Here is a 15,156-nt window from a genome sequence, read left to right as displayed (position 1 = left end):
CTTGATCATGCATGTAAAAAACAATCAGGAAAATAAGAAGGTAATTTATGCAAGAAATACAATCAATCATGGAAACACTCAGCGGCTTAGTCTGGGGACCTTATATGCTGGTGCTGATTGTTGGGACAGGTGTTTTCTTAACATTCCGTCTACTTTTTTGGCAATTCAGGATGCTTCCATTAGCATTCAAACAAGTGTTTGGGAAACACCCCGATAAAAAAGACTCGGGAGATATCTCACAGTTTGCCTCACTCATGACTGCACTTTCAGCCACGATTGGTACAGGTAACATCGCAGGGGTAGCGACAGCTTGTGTGTTGGGTGGTCCAGGTGCTGTCTTCTGGATGTGGATGACTGCATTTTTCGGTATGGCAACCAAATACGGTGAAGGTGTTCTGGCAGTCAAATATCGTGTAAAAAATGAAAAAGGTGAAATGTCTGGTGGTCCAATGTACTACATTGAACGAGGACTTGGTGCAAAATGGAAGTGGCTCGCTGTCCTCTTCGCATTATTTGGTACATTGGCATCCTTTGGTATTGGTAGCTCAGTTCAATCAAACACAGTGGCATTAGCAGTAGAAAATAGTTTGGGTATAAGCACGCTCACCACTGCCATCATTATTACGATTTTATCTGCTTTGGTGATTTTAGGTGGCATCAAATCTATTTCGAAAGCATCCTCAATTATTGTTCCTGTCATGGCCTTGGGTTATATCATCGGCGGCTTAATTATTATTTTGAATAATTTAGAATTGGTATTACCAGCTCTTAAAATGATTATCACCTATGCTTTTACAGGCGAGGCAGCAGCAGGTGGAGCCATCGGTGCAGCGATTCGTTACGGTGTTGCCCGTGGTGTATTTTCAAACGAAGCAGGTATGGGCTCTGCTCCAATTGCAGCGGCAGCAGCTAAAACTGATCACCCTGCCCGTCAAGGCCTAGTTTCAATGACAGGTACATTCATTGATACGATTATTGTGTGCTCAATTACGGGTATTGTTCTTGTTATGGGTTTCATCATGGCAGGACAAACATTTGGTGATCAAACTGGGGCTGTTTTGACCATTAGTGTTTTTGACAAATTACTACCAGGATTTGGGGGCTGGGTTGTTACGTTCGGAATCATCTTTTTTGCTTATTCAACTATTTTAGGTTGGAGTTATTACGGTGAAAAATGTTGCACCTATTTACTGGGTGAAAAGTCAGTATTTATCTATCGTCTCATTTATATTGCTTCGGTATTTGTAGGCTGTGTCGTCACACTTGATTTAGTTTGGCTTTTCGCAGACACCTTCAATGGTTTAATGGCAGCACCAAACTTAATTGCCTTATTATTACTTTCTGGAGTTATTGCAAAAGAATCTAAAGACTTTATTGAACGACGAAAATCTGGTGAGCTTTATTAAACAAATTAATAGAATCAAACCAATAAAAAAGCCTCATTGATGAGGCTTTTTTATCTTTTCACGAAAATTTCTGCTCATTCAAATTTTGTTTTTCCTCTTGATCCTTTGCAATTTCTTCCGCAACCTCTAAGCTCAATACAAAAAATAGAACATGTTCAATTTTCATATTGCCTTGTTCATCTTCAAAATAATTTTTAACCCGCTGATACTGCATATTTTGCTCATCAAAAGGAATATCTAGATACAGGTCACCCAGATAGCTCTCAATTTCATCCTCACCAGACAAACCTAAACATGGCTCAAATTTAATTTCATGTTGTTCAAGCCACGCAATCACATGATCACGAATACTTTCTTCATCATTCTGATCATCAGTATAGTTCTCAAAATGAATAAACAGCGCATCACGCTGTATTTCGCGTGCAATGGCATCAATATGTTGAGCGTACAAACGCATATCAAATAACTCAGTCGATTCTTAATATGAGTATAAATCAATTCATGATTGCTTTAATTCAATATCTCACTTCAGCACACGTCATGACTTGTCTTATTGTTTCAAAATTTGATCAATATTTTTTGTTTTCAAGACTTTTACTCAGTATGCTCAGCATATAGAAAATCAAAAAACCTATATCAAGTTATGGCTAAAGCAAAAAGTGTATATCGCTGTGAACAATGTGGTGCAGATCATCCTAAATGGGCAGGCCAATGCTCAGAATGCGGAGAATGGAACAGTTTAGTTGAAGTCACCATTGCCCCTGCGATTACGCATCGTGCAAATCCCAAAATAGCAGGTGGCTATGCTGGTCAATCAGCATCTATCACTACACTGAATCAAGTGTCAGTCTCTCACGAAACACGTTTAGCAACAGGGATTGGAGAATTTGATCGCGTTTTAGGTGGAGGGCTTGTCACTGGTTCTGTTGTACTAATCGGTGGTGACCCTGGTATTGGTAAATCAACAATTCTTTTGCAGACGGCAACCCATATGGCTGCCGCGAAAAGTTCCGCCCTATATGTCACGGGCGAGGAATCTTTATCTCAAGTTGCATTACGTGCCAATCGTTTGGATCTTCCAACTGATCAATTAAAAGTGATGGCTGAGACGTGCGTAGAGCGTATTTGCGAAGTATTAGCGCATGAACAACCTGCTGTCGCGATCTTAGACTCGATTCAAACTTTATACACTGAAACCTTACAGTCTGCACCAGGCGGCGTTTCTCAAATTCGAGAATCTGCAGCCCTTTTGACACGCTTTGCGAAGAACAGCGGAACAGCTTTATTTATTGTGGGTCATGTGACCAAAGAAGGTGCATTGGCTGGCCCTCGTGTTTTAGAACACATGGTCGATTGCGTACTTTATTTTGAAGGTCAATCTGATTCACGTTATCGAATGATTCGAGCTGTTAAAAATCGTTTTGGTGCAGTCAATGAACTCGGTGTATTTGGGATGACCGATAAAGGGCTTAGAGAGGTTGCCAATCCCTCAGCCATCTTTCTTAGCCGATATGATGAAGCGATTCCTGGTTCTATCGTCATGATTAGTCGAGAAGGCACACGTCCACTCTTAGTTGAAGTGCAAGCCCTAGTAGATGACGCACATGGTCAACCTCGCCGTGTTGCATTAGGTCTTGAGCAAAACCGTTTGAATATGCTACTCGCCGTCATGCACCGACATGGTGGTGTTCAAACTTCTGGTCAAGACGTATATGTGAATGTTGTTGGTGGCTTAAAAATTACTGAAACAGGTTCAGATCTCGCCGTCTTATTGGCCTGTGCTTCAAGTTTGAGAGCAAAAGCACTCCCTCAGCAATTGGCTGTATTTGGCGAAGTGGGATTATCGGGAGAGATTCGTCCCGTACCTAACGGGCAGGAACGGTTGAAGGAAGCAATTAAGCACGGGTTTAAATATATTATAGTCCCTAGAGCGAATGCACCACAAAAGGATATTCCTGGTGTTCGCATTATCGCCGTTGCCCGTCTACATGAAGCTTTAACTGAAGCGATGAGCTTAGCGGATGAACATTAATTCAGCTGATCAATTTATTTAACTATACACCGTGTATGAATACTGAAAAAAATTGAGGTTTAAGTTGAAATTTAAGCCAAAAGACTGCATAAATACAGTGTGAAATTAACTTTTTAAAATAGGAATTTTAGATGGAAGTTCGACAGCGTAGTTTAGTTGCGGGTATTTTAATGGCGACACTCATGGTAGCGCCTTTTGCAGAAGCAAAACGTGCTGGTGGTGGTAAAAGCCATGGTATGAGCCGTTCTGCTGCTCCAACCCAATCATATCAGCAACCACGTCAAGCTACTCCTGCCCAACAACCTGCTGCTCCAGCGACTGCGCCTCAAAAGTCTGGTCCTGGTGTGGGTGGTATGGTCGCTGCTGGTGTTGCTGGTGCTGCAATTGGTGCAGTCGCAGCAAATGCTTTAGCAGATGATGATACTGTTCCAGCGAGTCAAGCAGAAGTTGCTGCACAACCTGAGGAAGAAGGTGGTATCCCAAGTTGGGTTTGGTTGTTGATTATTGCTGCTGCTGCGTTCTTCATCTTCCGTAAATTCGGAGCAAAAAAAAAATTAGCGGCTAACAACCCATATGCACCAAACAGTTCAGGTCCTCAATCTGCACCGTTTGGTCAAACTGCTGCACCTCGCCCTTCAGTGTCTAATGACAATACCAATATTTTTGGTCAATCTGTGGGCGGTGGTACAGCTGCATCTCAAGCCCCATTTGGTCAAGCACCACAAGCTCCTTTTGGTGCAGCAACAATGTCTAGTGGAAGTCAGCTACCTGACGGAACTGAACCAGCTGCTTTCTTACGCATTGCACGCCAACGCTTCAACCATATTCAATCGATGAATACGGCAAGTAATATTGCTGAGATTCAACGTTATTTGACGCCTGATCTTTATCAATCGATGTATAATGATATCATGGCTAACCAAGATCAAGACGTAGCTGAGTTTTCAAATCTGAATGCTATGGTTGTTGATTCTGCAACTGAAAATGGTCAATACGTTGTTAGCGTTCGTTTCACGGGTACGGTAAGTGAAGACTTAAACAGCCTTCCACAACCGTTTGCTGAAGTCTGGCATTTCGTTAAACCAGCGGGTTCTAGTCAAGATTGGTTGGTTGCGGGTATTCAACAGGAAAGCTAATTTTATTCTCTTAAAAAGCCAGTGAACCACTGGCTTTTTTTGTTTCGTATACTGTTTAATCACTGTTGAGTGAATTCAATTCTGCATGTGTTAAAACCCTATCTCACCGTCACTTAAGAATGCATGACCGCATTTAATTACTAAGTAGCAGATTTATTCAGATCCATTCAAAGGTTTGAAACATTATAGAATCTAAGAATTATAAAAAAGCCCCATATTACTGGGGCTTGTTAATTTAACGACGAGGTAATGGAATATACTGGCTATTACGATCGCTGGTTTCAGCTGGTCGTTCACCAATAACCACTTCAGTATTGATGCTCTTACCTTCACGTAAAATCTCAATTTTTGCAGAGGTATTCGGTGATTGCATCGCAACATAATTAATCAATTGTGATGGATTATTGATCTCCTGATCATTTACTTTCATGATCCGATCACCGACTTTAATCTTAGCTTTATCTGCAGGACCAGACTCATAGACGCTGCTCACAATTACCCCCTTCTCACGAGGTTGTAATACATCGAGTTGCGCTGGATTCGCCAAACCAATACCTAGCCACCCACGAATCACTCTGCCTTCTTTTAATATTGAATTCAGAACTTGCTGACAGACTTTAGCAGGAATAGCAAAACCAATTCCCAAAGAACCACCCGATTGCGAGAATATTGCGGTATTAATCCCAATCAAATTACCCGCAACATCAATGAGTGCCCCCCCAGAGTTTCCTGGATTAATAGCAGCATCGGTTTGAATGAAATCTTCATAGAAATTTATACCCAATCCCGAACGCTCTGTCGCAGAAATGATCCCTTGCGTGACTGTTTGCCCCACGCCAAATGGATTACCAATTGCGAGTACAACATCTCCAACCTCGTTTCCACTCAGTTTGAAAGGAAGCACTGGTAGTTTGTCCATTTCGATTTTAATGACTGCTAAATCAGTGTCAGGATCTGTTCCAATCACTTTGGCTTCTGCTCGACGACCATCATACAACGCCACAATAATCTGATCAGCCTGTGCAATCACATGATTATTAGTCAGAATATAACCATCAGGTCGAACAATCACCCCTGAACCCAAACTATTTTCATTTGGTCCTTGTCCAAAACGTTCTGGTAATTGACCACCAAAAAATTCTCTAAAAACAGGATCATTTAGAATCGGATGATCAATTTTTTTAACAGTTTGTGTTGTAAAAATATTGACGACTGCAGGTGCTGCAACCTTTACCGCAGCATTGTATGAAACCACTCCCCCAGAACGCGTCGTATCCACCAAAGGTTCTACTTTTTCAGCTGGCATTTTATATCCATCAGCTGCTATTTGAGGCTTTGGTTGATTTAGCTTTTGCCACGTGACAAAACTAATAATGACAATAATGAGTAACACCCATGGTAACCATGTAAAGGACCGGCGCACTTTAATATCCTCTGAGAATTTTAATTTATTGATGAGAAAAGTATTTATGACAGCATATTGTAATCAAAAAAAATTTATATACCTAAAATTGTGAAAATAGTTTTGTTCGGCTTTAGTTAATATTAAAAATATGCTTTGATCTTTATATTTTCACAGACTTAAGAACATTATGGCAAAGCTAAACGACATTATCCAATGGTGTGATCAGACTCTAAAAGCCAATGAATTTAAAGATTACGCTCCCAATGGTCTGCAAATCGAAGGCAAAACAGAAGTAAAGCGAATTGTTTGCGCTGTATCGGCTTCTCAATCAGCCATTGATGCTGCAATCGAGCTGCAAGCTGATGTTTTATTGGTTCACCATGGCTATTTTTGGAAAGGTGAGCCATCTCCGATTACAGGAATGCGTGGCAAACGTATTAAATCACTCATTCAACATGATATTTCATTATTAGCTTATCATTTACCTCTAGATAGCCACCCTACCTTGGGAAATAATGCTGCGATAGCGGATTTACTTCATCTTGATCAACTTGAAGCACTTGATCCGAATGAACGTCATCCCATTGGAAATATCGGCTATTTAAAAAATGCAATGACACCAGATGAGTTCAAAGCTTTTGTTTCACAACAACTTAATTATGATGCGATACATTTAATGGCTGATAAACCAAGCATTCAAAAAGTTGGATTTTGTACTGGCGGTGCTCAAGACTTTATCACTAAAGCTGCCGAACAAAATTGCGATGCTTATATTTCAGGTGAAGTTAGTGAGCGTACCTTTTATCAAGCTTTAGAATTAGATGTGCATTATTACGCATGTGGACATCATGCGACTGAACGTTATGGTGTTCAACGACTAGGTCAAGCAATTTGTGAACAATTTGGTCTTGAATATCATTACGTTGAACTCAATAATCCTATTTAAATTGATTTAACCACGCGTTTTAAATTGGAGTGAGCTTATACGTATTAATTCACGCTTTATTCTGTATTCTTATTTATAAGTAATGCGCAAAATATGGTGAGAATCTATTACAATAAGTGCACTTCGATGTAAAACCCAGCACAATGCAAGGAACTTAAAACATGACAACGATTACTTTACCAGCTCTTCCGTACGGTTACGAAGATCTTGCTCCACACATCAGCAAAGAAACTTTAGAATACCACCACGACAAACACCACAATACTTATGTTGTTAATTTAAACAACCTTATTGCAGGTACTGATCTTGAAGGTAAAACGCTTGAAGAAATCATCAAAGCTTCTGCTGGTGATGCTTCTAAAGCGGGTATCTTCAACAACGCAGCACAAGTTTGGAACCACACATTCTACTGGAATTGTATGGCTAAAAATGGTGGTGGTAAAGCGACTGGTGCTTTAGCTGCTAAAATTGACGAAGCTTTCGGTTCTTACGAAAAATTTGCTGAAGAATTTGCTGCTGCTGCTACAACTCAATTCGGTTCAGGTTGGGCTTGGTTAGTTGCTGATGAAGTAAATGGTAAACTTTCTATTATGAAAACTTCAAATGCTGATACTCCACTTGCTCACGGTAAAGTTGCTGTATTAACGATCGATGTTTGGGAACATGCTTACTACATCGACTTCCGTAACGCTCGTCCTAAGTATATTTCTACTTTCTTAGAAAGCTTAGTGAACTGGGATTACGCTAACGCAAAATATGCTGGTCAAGAAGCTGGCGTAGAAAAATAAGATTTAACCGTCTTATTAGGTTTAAAAAACCATCCTTTTAGGATGGTTTTTTTGTTATTTACATCAATTTGAGTATTAATAAATCAAACTATTCATTTCTTTACAATAATTGGTTGACGACTAGTAATTTCAACCCTAAAATGCGCATCAGATTCTCCAATAGCTCAGTCGGTAGAGCGACGGACTGTTAATCCGCAGGTCCCTGGTTCGAGCCCAGGTTGGAGAGCCAATCTAATCTCCCATAGCTCAGTCGGTAGAGCGACGGACTGTTAATCCGCAGGTCCCTGGTTCGAGCCCAGGTGGGAGAGCCAAGATTCCAAAAACCCAAGCATAATGACTTGGGTTTTTTATGCCTAAATTTTTGATTTGCTATAGAATTATTCTAATTTTCTAAAAAAGTCTAAAAATGAATACATCTTGGCTTAAATCACTGATTTTCTGGTCTCTACTTGTTGGCAGTCTCATCTTTATATTTCAATGCACTCAGAAATCTGAACATAATAAAGTAGCCCCTACACTTATGTATGAACGTTTGTATCACTGTACTTCGGAATTATCCTCTGAACACGCACTCCTGATCAAAAAAATTCAAAATGAGTTAAATGTGGAATCATCACAACAGACCATGATGGAACTCATGAGTTTATGTCGTAAAGCGAACCCACTGAAAAGCAAAGCAGAGTATGTCCATTTATTAAAAAAGCTATAGATCGTTTCACTTAGATTAAATTTAAATCAATTGATTCATATTTCTAATATTTTTCAATGTTAAGGCTTGACCTCTCTTCATTTGACTCATAGAATGCGTACCAGATTCTCCAATAGCTCAGTCGGTAGAGCGACGGACTGTTAATCCGCAGGTCCCTGGTTCGAGCCCAGGTTGGAGAGCCAAGATTCTAAAAACCCACTCAATCGAGTGGGTTTTTTCTTATATGTGCTTTTATTTACGAATTCCTGTGTTTCAATCCAGTCAAATTACTTTCTTAATTATTGGTGTTATTGCAACCCTTGCCCTGCTCACCATTATCTTTCAACAATTATTTAAAAAGCCACAACGCTTTTACCCAAAACGCATTATTACCGCATTTGAAAGTAAAATGTTTTTTAGATTAAAAGAGAGTTTTCCGCAATACCATGTGCTTGCTCAAGTCGCTTTTAGCGCTTTAATCACAAACCCTAGTCTAAAGATTCGAGCTAAATTTAATCGAAAAGTGACTGACTTTGTCTTACTGGATGATCAGCTTAAAGTTATCGCCATTATCGAACTCGATGATCCAAGTCATCTTGGTAAGGAACAAGAAGATGCTGAACGCGATCAAATGTTTTATGAAGCAGGATATCGAGTATTTCGCTATAACGATATCCCAAGTATTCAAAGTCTCAGAAAAGACATTCTTGCTAAAAAATAATTAATTCAAAGGCTCTGCAACAGATGAAACATTCTGCTCAAGTTGCTCTTGTTTTTCTCTAGCTTCAATTCGCGCGGCCTGTTCTGCACGTAAACGATCGTACTCAGCTTTGTTTTTTGCATCACTCTTTACTGCAAAAAAAGCGATCGCAATGATAAGCAACGGGATAAGGGGACCAAGACTTGCCAATAAAATAAATTTAGTGGTGAATTTCTTTTTTGATGAAGTCATCAACAAAACCTGTGTTATTGAGTCCGAGGCAATATAACAGAATAAAGTCATAGAAAAAACTTTAGCTTTAAGTGTCAACCAGGATGCAACACCCTAGCTGACATAGTCACGTTTAGCGCACCGGTAAATACGATTTAATAAAATCAATAACCTCTTCATTTTTCTCAACAATCGCTTGTGTATGCGATGCTCCTGCCACAATATCTAATACAACTGGAGGTTGAGTCCCCAAGCCATTTAACTGATTTACTAATTGTTGTGTTACTTGATATGGCACAGCGGTGTCATTTTCACCTTGAACCACATAAACTGGTTTCATGAGTTTTTGAGTTCCAGGCTGATTATTACTTAAAAAACTACTCACCACTGGATCATTTTCAAAGCCAACCTTTAACCCAGGATAGTCCATTACTTTTTGTGTTGAATTTGATTCCAAATAAGTCTTAATATCTGTTCTAAACTCATCAATTAATGGCATCAAGCATATGCCATTTTCACCAGTCGACCCCTCAGCTTTCTCTGCCACAGCTTGAGACCTAGCTTGGAATATCGTTGCTAATGAAAATCTAGGTTCATATGCTTTAATCCCTACACCTGTATAAGCAGCATAAGCTAATAGCTCTGAATAAATAGCGATTGCCAAATCTCTATTTTGACTTTCTATCGCTGAAATGGCATTTGGTGCGACTTGGGTAATAATGTAACCCAAACTGGATGCTGGAGCAGTCGCTACAGCCCCTTTGAAATACGGATCATTATTGGCATATTGTGCAATTCCTAATGATGCATGACCACCTTGGGATTGGCCGACAGACATCCAAGATTTATTTAATCGTGATGGATATGCTTGGTGAACTGACTTTATTGCATGAATCGCAGATTGTGCAGCACTAGATAGATGAAGATAAGGATGAATCCCTTTAACTCCCAAACCTTCATAATCAGGGGCTACAATTACATAACCTTCTTTAAGAAGACTGTTCGCTAAAATTTCAAAATTCGAATTAAGTAAATTATTGCTTGGTGCACATTCGTCTCCAACACCAGTTGTTCCATGTGCCCATACCACCACTGGCCATCCTGCTGCTGGCTGAGCAGTCTTAGGAAACATGACCATAGCTGTAGCCTCAGTTTTCTGACCCAGAACATTCGGCATTAAATAAGTCATAATTTGGATTTTGGAAGCTTGCTCTAGACTATCTTTTTGATAAGCTTTCTCAGCAACAAACACTTTTTCTTGAAAAATATTTTTATCATCATCACTATTACAAGCCGTTAAGAGTAATGCTGCCGTACAGTACATTGCGATAACTGTTTTTTTAATCACATACTTCATCATTCTCTCCCTTCATTATTATCACTCTCCATGAGTACTTTTAATTAAACATAAAAAAAGCATCCGACTAGGATGCTTAATAACTTTATTTTTACTTAATATTCAGTTTATATGAATGCAATAAAAATACCCATAAAGATCATCACCCCTACCCATCGGTTATGTCTAAATGCCCAGAAGCACCATTGCGGATCTTTATCACGTGTTTTGGTCCATTGATAGATGAAATCACCTACCACGAGCACTAATGCGATTAATCCAAAAGGGACAAGTATATGTTCAAGCCATAGTGCAGCACCAATTAAAATGACACTCATCGCCTGCAATAAACTGATAATTTTAATATCATTTTTTCCAAACAAAATAGCCGTCGACTTAACCCCAATCTTTAAATCATATTCGCGATCCGTAATTGCATATTGAGTATCATAAGCCACAGTCCAAGCCAAATTACCGAAATAAAGTAGCCAACACGTCCAATCCAAAGGCTTGCCCATTGCCGTAAATGACATCGGTATTCCCCATGAGAATGCCATCCCCAGTACCACTTGAGGTAAATGCGTATAGCGCTTCATAAATGGATAGATGAAAGCAAGTACCAGCCCAATTAAAGCACAATAAAAAGTTTCAATAGGCAGGAAAAACAATGTACAAGCACTTGCAGCAACCAGTACGATAAACACCCAAACTGCTTCTTTTGCCGAAATCACACCTGTGGCTAATGGACGATTTTTGGTTCTTTCTACGTGTGCATCCACTTTACGATCAGCAAAATCATTAATGGCACATCCCGCTGCACGCATAAATATAGTGCCACATACGATGGCAAGCAGTGTCACTAAATCAGGTATTCCACCAGCTGCAATCCATAGCGCCCATAAAGTGGGCCACAGGACTAACTCAGTACCAATTGGCTTATCGAAACGACATAAATAGTAATAAGCGCTTAAACGCTCGCGCCAGGTGATTGCTTGTGCGGTTGCCATAAAGTCTAGCTCAATGAGTTTTTATAAAACGTTCAAATGCTGGTAAAAATGTTTCTTGGACAATAAATTTACAGCCATGCCAAGTATAACAGCTCTGTCTAGTCCATCCATCCTCAAGTAAGATCACGCGACGTTGGCATTGCGGTTCTGTGCGATGGAACAGGAATCGACCTATGGGCTGATTTCCAATATGTTGAAAAAGACGTGCTTTTTTTTGAAGGCTGGTAATTGGAAAAATAGATTTCGCTTTTACCCAAGGTTCGCAATCAGAACCAAATAAATGAGTCTCTCTAACCCATGAAGTATGCTGATGTGATACACCCATCCAGCTAGCATCATTAAAGTTTAAACGTTGAAATCGCTCTTGGATTCGTTGAACTTTAAATATTCCATCAGCCAAATCTGTCAGTTGTTGGGTAAGTGAGCCTGAGGCGTACAACCATTTTTTTAACTCAGGACACATTAATTTTTCCTGATGATTAAATTGACGGCTTTCAAGCATATTTCAGACTACCATTATTTTATACACTCAAGTGTACCCAAGCTTTAGAACTAATGCACCAAACCTATGGCCTAGTTTAAGGCATCACACTCACACATTTCATACTGCACTTCCCAAAAAATGCTATAAATATTCATTCATAAACAACTTCAGTCAACATGCTTAAATTTAGCTTGTACTTATTTATATCACTGTTATTTCTTTCCCAAGCTCATGCTCGTCAATTAGCACTGAGTTTTGATGATGGATTAAATCCAACTATTGATCCTACTGCTCCACACATTAATCAACAAATACTAGCGCATTTAAAAAACAAAAATATTCAATCTATCATTTTCCCAAGTTACATCAAAATCGGTGACAATGCGGGTAAAGACTTAATACGTCAATGGGATAAACACGGACACATTGTTGGCAATCACAGTGCTTTTCACGAAAATTTAAATAAACCTGAAGTTTTGGCGAAAGACTACATCAAAAGCATTAAAATTAATGAATTGGTTTTTTATGATTTACAAAACTTTAGGAAAATTTTTAGATATCCCTATCTCAAAGATAGGTAATAATATTGCGAAAAGAGATCAAGTCCAAAACTGGTTAAAACAAAATCATTACCAGCATGGTGGTGTCAGTATTGATGCAAGTGACTGGTTTTATAATCAAAAATATCTAGCGTATCTAAAAGCAGGAAAAACGTCACACATTAAAAGATTGAAGCGTGCTTATATTGATCATCTTCTTGATCGAGCTGAATATTATGATTCACTCGCATTGCAAACCCTTCAACGCTCTCCTCAGCATGTATTGTTACTCCACACGAATGCGATTAATGGACAGTTTCTAGGCGAGATTATTTTAGCCTTAGAAAGCAAAGGGTGGACAATAATCAATGCAACAGATGCTTATGTTGATCCGCTATATCAGAATTTCAGCCCTAATATCCCCGCTGGGGAGAGTGTTATATGGTCTATCGCCAAAAGCCAAGATATTGAAAGTTTATGATATCCTGCTGAGGATGCACCTTATGAGCGTGAAAACTCACTCAAATATGACTTGGATGATCACAAGGAATAAATCTTATTTTTTAGGCGCAGACTCACACATTCAAGCATTGTCTGATTTTGCAATCACTTCAAATTTACCTTGTGCTGTTTTTACTAAAATAAAACCTTCGGCACTGATATAAAATTCATTTGGATAATCAAATTGTAAAGCCAAATCAGGATTTCTTAGTTCAAGAAATTGTGCCTGTTTATAGCCTTCGACGGTTCTGCCAACTTCCAAATAGGTCACTTCAGAAAAATTGAGCTTAAATCCTTTTTCGTGATCACTTGGATCATTCCAAGGAAAAAATCCCGTGTGCTTCTTACGTGGCTTTGCCATGAAATATTTCTCATATTAGACTATATTTATTTTAACTCAAAACACAAAAAAACCCGCGCAATGCGCGGGTTTTTTACAGCGAAATTCGTGAACGAATTAGAGGCTGTAGTACATATCAAATTCAACTGGGTGAGTTGTCGTATTAAGACGACGAACTTCTTCAGTTTTAAGCTCAATGTAAGCATCAAGCATTTCTTTAGTGAATACGCCACCTTTAAGAAGGTAATCGTGATCCGCTTGAAGAGCTTCTAAAGCCATGTCCAAGCTGTGTGCAACTGTAGGAATTTTTGCTTCTTCTTCAGGAGGTAGATCATACAAGTTCTTGTCTGAAGCTTCACCTGGATGAATCTTGTTTTGAATACCGTCGATACCCGCCATTAACAATGCAGCGAAACCTAAGTACGGGTTCATCATTGGATCTGGGAAACGTGCTTCAATACGTTTACCTTTCGGGCTAGAAACGTATGGAATACGGATAGAAGCCGAACGGTTACGCGCTGAGTAAGCAAGCATAATTGGCGCTTCATAATGTGGCACTAAACGCTTATACGAGTTTGTAGAAGGGTTAGTAATCGCATTCAATGAGCGTGCGTGCTTGATGATACCGCCAATGAAATACAATGCCATTTCTGAAAGGCCTGCATATTCATCACCAGCAAACAAGTTCTTGCCGTCTTTAGAAATTGACATATGAACGTGCATACCAGAACCGTTATCACCAACCATTGGTTTAGGCATAAACGTTGCAGTTTTAGCATATTGATGAGCAACGTTCCAAACAGCATATTTAAACTGTTGTACTTCGTCAGCTTTACGAACCATTGTGTTGAAGCTCACACCAATTTCTAATTGGCAAGATGCAACTTCGTGGTGATGTACTTCTACACGACCTGACCCCATGATGTCTTCAATTTTCGCACACATTTCTGCACGCATATCGTGGTGAGAATCAACTGGAGGCACTGGGAAGTAACCACCTTTAACGCGTGGACGGTGGCCTGAGTTACCTGATTCGTAAGAATTACCTGTAGACCAAGCAGCTTCTTCAGCGATTAATGTATGGCGAGCACCAGACATATCGATGTCCCATTTAACTTCGTCAAATACGAAGAATTCTGGTTCTGGACCAAAGAAAGCAGTATCACCAATACCAGTAGATTTTAAATATTCTTCTGCACGGCGAGCAATTGAACGTGGGTCACGGTCATAACCTTGACCAGTAGATGGCTCAATAACATCACAAGTCACCACTACAGTTGGCTCTGCAAAAAACGGGTCGATAAAACCTGTTTCAGCATCTGGACGTAAGATCATGTCAGACGCTTCGATACCTTTCCAACCAGCAATTGAAGAACCGTCGAACATTTTACCATCTTCAAAAGTATCTTCATCGATAGTATCTGCTGGGTAAGTAACATGTTGTTCTTTACCCTTAGTGTCCGTAAAACGGAAGTCTACCCATTTTGCGCCACTTTCTTGGATGAGTTGTAGGACCTTGTTCGCCATGCTCATTTTGCTCCGATGATTTTTTGTTGCACATTTAGTGCGTGTTAGTAGTTGGTAGTTTTAAAGCAATTACCGTACCAACTTTTAAAA

At 39.5% G+C, this 15,156-nt stretch carries 17 protein-coding genes and 3 tRNA genes; 12 read left to right on the top strand and 8 right to left on the bottom strand.

Translation table 11 applies throughout. The annotated features are described in order from the left end of the window. Positions 1-47: 47 nt before the first annotated feature. Complete coding sequence (locus tag AC1M9D_RS02985; RefSeq protein WP_179998488.1) at positions 48-1,406, top strand: alanine/glycine:cation symporter family protein; 1,359 nt, start codon at positions 48-50, stop codon at positions 1,404-1,406. Positions 1,407-1,464: 58 nt separating this feature from the next. Here AC1M9D_RS02985 and AC1M9D_RS02980 read toward each other — a convergent pair whose 3' ends face one another. Then, a complete protein-coding gene (locus AC1M9D_RS02980; RefSeq protein WP_481611467.1) occupies positions 1,465-1,863 on the bottom strand; it encodes a hypothetical protein in 399 nt (132 codons plus the stop codon). A gap of 186 nt (positions 1,864-2,049) precedes the next feature. Here AC1M9D_RS02980 and radA point away from each other — a divergent pair, with 186 nt between their 5' ends. Both radA and AC1M9D_RS02970 read left to right on the top strand, forming a co-directional pair. Continuing rightward, complete coding sequence (radA, locus tag AC1M9D_RS02975) at positions 2,050-3,438, top strand: DNA repair protein RadA (RefSeq protein ID WP_481611466.1); 1,389 nt, start codon at positions 2,050-2,052, stop codon at positions 3,436-3,438. Between the two features lie 131 nt (positions 3,439-3,569). Next, positions 3,570-4,574 carry a Tim44 domain-containing protein gene (locus tag AC1M9D_RS02970; RefSeq protein WP_481611465.1) on the top strand — a complete coding sequence of 335 codons (1,005 nt, stop codon included), beginning with the start codon at positions 3,570-3,572 and terminating at the stop codon, positions 4,572-4,574. 235 nt (positions 4,575-4,809) lie between these two features. On the opposite strand, the gene AC1M9D_RS02965 is transcribed toward AC1M9D_RS02970, so the two are convergent. Further along, entirely contained in the window at positions 4,810-5,997 is a 1,188-nt protein-coding gene (locus tag AC1M9D_RS02965; protein WP_481611464.1) for a trypsin-like peptidase domain-containing protein, read from the bottom strand. 169 nt (positions 5,998-6,166) lie between these two features. Here AC1M9D_RS02965 and AC1M9D_RS02960 point away from each other — a divergent pair, with 169 nt between their 5' ends. The 7 genes from AC1M9D_RS02960 (at position 6,167) to AC1M9D_RS02930 (ending at position 9,122) form a co-directional block, all read left to right on the top strand. Beyond that, complete coding sequence (locus AC1M9D_RS02960; protein WP_481611463.1) at positions 6,167-6,925, top strand: Nif3-like dinuclear metal center hexameric protein; 759 nt, start codon at positions 6,167-6,169, stop codon at positions 6,923-6,925. A 161-nt stretch (positions 6,926-7,086) separates the two neighbouring features. Further along, positions 7,087-7,713 carry a superoxide dismutase gene (locus AC1M9D_RS02955; protein ID WP_092765960.1) on the top strand — a complete coding sequence of 209 codons (627 nt, stop codon included), beginning with the start codon at positions 7,087-7,089 and terminating at the stop codon, positions 7,711-7,713. Positions 7,714-7,866: 153 nt separating this feature from the next. Beyond that, positions 7,867-7,942, top strand: a tRNA-Asn gene (locus AC1M9D_RS02950). 6 nt (positions 7,943-7,948) lie between these two features. Next, positions 7,949-8,024, top strand: a tRNA-Asn gene (locus AC1M9D_RS02945). Positions 8,025-8,119: 95 nt separating this feature from the next. Continuing rightward, positions 8,120-8,422, top strand: a complete 303-nt coding sequence (locus AC1M9D_RS02940; protein WP_481610721.1) for a hypothetical protein — start codon at positions 8,120-8,122, stop codon at positions 8,420-8,422. A gap of 106 nt (positions 8,423-8,528) precedes the next feature. Beyond that, positions 8,529-8,604, top strand: a tRNA-Asn gene (locus tag AC1M9D_RS02935). Positions 8,605-8,669: 65 nt separating this feature from the next. After that, positions 8,670-9,122, top strand: coding sequence for a DUF2726 domain-containing protein (locus AC1M9D_RS02930; protein WP_481591272.1), 453 nt, complete (start codon positions 8,670-8,672; stop codon positions 9,120-9,122). Here the strand turns inward: AC1M9D_RS02930 and AC1M9D_RS02925 are convergent, their stop codons facing one another. The 4 genes from AC1M9D_RS02925 to AC1M9D_RS02910 all read right to left on the bottom strand — a co-directional run bounded on the left by AC1M9D_RS02925 (position 9,123) and on the right by AC1M9D_RS02910 (position 12,177). After that, positions 9,123-9,353, bottom strand: a complete 231-nt coding sequence (locus AC1M9D_RS02925; protein WP_481610722.1) for a hypothetical protein — start codon at positions 9,351-9,353, stop codon at positions 9,123-9,125. It lies immediately after the preceding gene. A 112-nt stretch (positions 9,354-9,465) separates the two neighbouring features. After that, positions 9,466-10,689 carry an alpha/beta hydrolase family protein gene (locus AC1M9D_RS02920; RefSeq protein ID WP_481594153.1) on the bottom strand — a complete coding sequence of 408 codons (1,224 nt, stop codon included), beginning with the start codon at positions 10,687-10,689 and terminating at the stop codon, positions 9,466-9,468. Between the two features lie 107 nt (positions 10,690-10,796). Beyond that, entirely contained in the window at positions 10,797-11,675 is an 879-nt protein-coding gene (gene ubiA / locus AC1M9D_RS02915) for a 4-hydroxybenzoate octaprenyltransferase (protein WP_481610723.1), read from the bottom strand. Positions 11,676-11,685: 10 nt separating this feature from the next. Further along, positions 11,686-12,177: a chorismate--pyruvate lyase family protein gene (locus AC1M9D_RS02910; protein ID WP_481610724.1), complete on the bottom strand. Its 492-nt coding sequence runs from the start codon at positions 12,175-12,177 to the stop codon at positions 11,686-11,688. A gap of 158 nt (positions 12,178-12,335) precedes the next feature. Here AC1M9D_RS02910 and AC1M9D_RS02905 point away from each other — a divergent pair, with 158 nt between their 5' ends. Both AC1M9D_RS02905 and AC1M9D_RS02900 read left to right on the top strand, forming a co-directional pair. Continuing rightward, positions 12,336-12,740, top strand: a complete 405-nt coding sequence (locus AC1M9D_RS02905) for a polysaccharide deacetylase family protein (RefSeq protein ID WP_481611462.1) — start codon at positions 12,336-12,338, stop codon at positions 12,738-12,740. Further along, positions 12,685-13,179 (top strand): polysaccharide deacetylase family protein, encoded by a 495-nt coding sequence (locus AC1M9D_RS02900; protein WP_481610725.1) that lies wholly within the window; start codon positions 12,685-12,687, stop codon positions 13,177-13,179. The genes AC1M9D_RS02905 and AC1M9D_RS02900 overlap by 56 nt, the downstream gene beginning before the upstream one ends. A gap of 102 nt (positions 13,180-13,281) precedes the next feature. On the opposite strand, the gene AC1M9D_RS02895 is transcribed toward AC1M9D_RS02900, so the two are convergent. Both AC1M9D_RS02895 and glnA read right to left on the bottom strand, forming a co-directional pair. Beyond that, positions 13,282-13,560 carry a hypothetical protein gene (locus tag AC1M9D_RS02895; RefSeq protein WP_481610726.1) on the bottom strand — a complete coding sequence of 93 codons (279 nt, stop codon included), beginning with the start codon at positions 13,558-13,560 and terminating at the stop codon, positions 13,282-13,284. 96 nt (positions 13,561-13,656) lie between these two features. Continuing rightward, on the bottom strand, positions 13,657-15,072 hold the full coding sequence (gene glnA, locus AC1M9D_RS02890; protein WP_481610727.1) for a type I glutamate--ammonia ligase: 1,416 nt from the start codon (positions 15,070-15,072) through the stop codon (positions 13,657-13,659). Positions 15,073-15,156: the final 84 nt, after the last annotated feature.

The sequence above is a fragment of the Acinetobacter sp. ANC_7682 genome (assembly GCF_056779795.1).
This window is presented reverse-complemented; position numbering and strand designations above follow the sequence as displayed.

Excerpts from the sequence above, each read along its gene's own strand:
- AC1M9D_RS02985 (WP_179998488.1), top strand. The coding sequence starts at position 48 with ATGCAAGAAATACAATCAATCATGGAAACACTCAGCGGCTTAGTCTGG.
- AC1M9D_RS02980 (WP_481611467.1), bottom strand. The coding sequence starts at position 1,863 with ATGCGTTTGTACGCTCAACATATTGATGCCATTGCACGCGAAATACAG.
- radA (WP_481611466.1), top strand. The coding sequence starts at position 2,050 with ATGGCTAAAGCAAAAAGTGTATATCGCTGTGAACAATGTGGTGCAGAT.
- AC1M9D_RS02970 (WP_481611465.1), top strand. The coding sequence starts at position 3,570 with ATGGAAGTTCGACAGCGTAGTTTAGTTGCGGGTATTTTAATGGCGACA.
- AC1M9D_RS02960 (WP_481611463.1), top strand. The coding sequence starts at position 6,167 with ATGGCAAAGCTAAACGACATTATCCAATGGTGTGATCAGACTCTAAAA.
- AC1M9D_RS02955 (WP_092765960.1), top strand. The coding sequence starts at position 7,087 with ATGACAACGATTACTTTACCAGCTCTTCCGTACGGTTACGAAGATCTT.
- AC1M9D_RS02940 (WP_481610721.1), top strand. The coding sequence starts at position 8,120 with ATGAATACATCTTGGCTTAAATCACTGATTTTCTGGTCTCTACTTGTT.
- AC1M9D_RS02925 (WP_481610722.1), bottom strand. The coding sequence starts at position 9,353 with ATGACTTCATCAAAAAAGAAATTCACCACTAAATTTATTTTATTGGCA.
- AC1M9D_RS02920 (WP_481594153.1), bottom strand. The coding sequence starts at position 10,689 with ATGAAGTATGTGATTAAAAAAACAGTTATCGCAATGTACTGTACGGCA.
- ubiA (WP_481610723.1), bottom strand. The coding sequence starts at position 11,675 with ATGGCAACCGCACAAGCAATCACCTGGCGCGAGCGTTTAAGCGCTTAT.
- AC1M9D_RS02910 (WP_481610724.1), bottom strand. The coding sequence starts at position 12,177 with ATGCTTGAAAGCCGTCAATTTAATCATCAGGAAAAATTAATGTGTCCT.
- AC1M9D_RS02905 (WP_481611462.1), top strand. The coding sequence starts at position 12,336 with ATGCTTAAATTTAGCTTGTACTTATTTATATCACTGTTATTTCTTTCC.
- AC1M9D_RS02900 (WP_481610725.1), top strand. The coding sequence starts at position 12,685 with ATGATTTACAAAACTTTAGGAAAATTTTTAGATATCCCTATCTCAAAG.
- AC1M9D_RS02895 (WP_481610726.1), bottom strand. The coding sequence starts at position 13,560 with ATGGCAAAGCCACGTAAGAAGCACACGGGATTTTTTCCTTGGAATGAT.
- glnA (WP_481610727.1), bottom strand. The coding sequence starts at position 15,072 with ATGAGCATGGCGAACAAGGTCCTACAACTCATCCAAGAAAGTGGCGCA.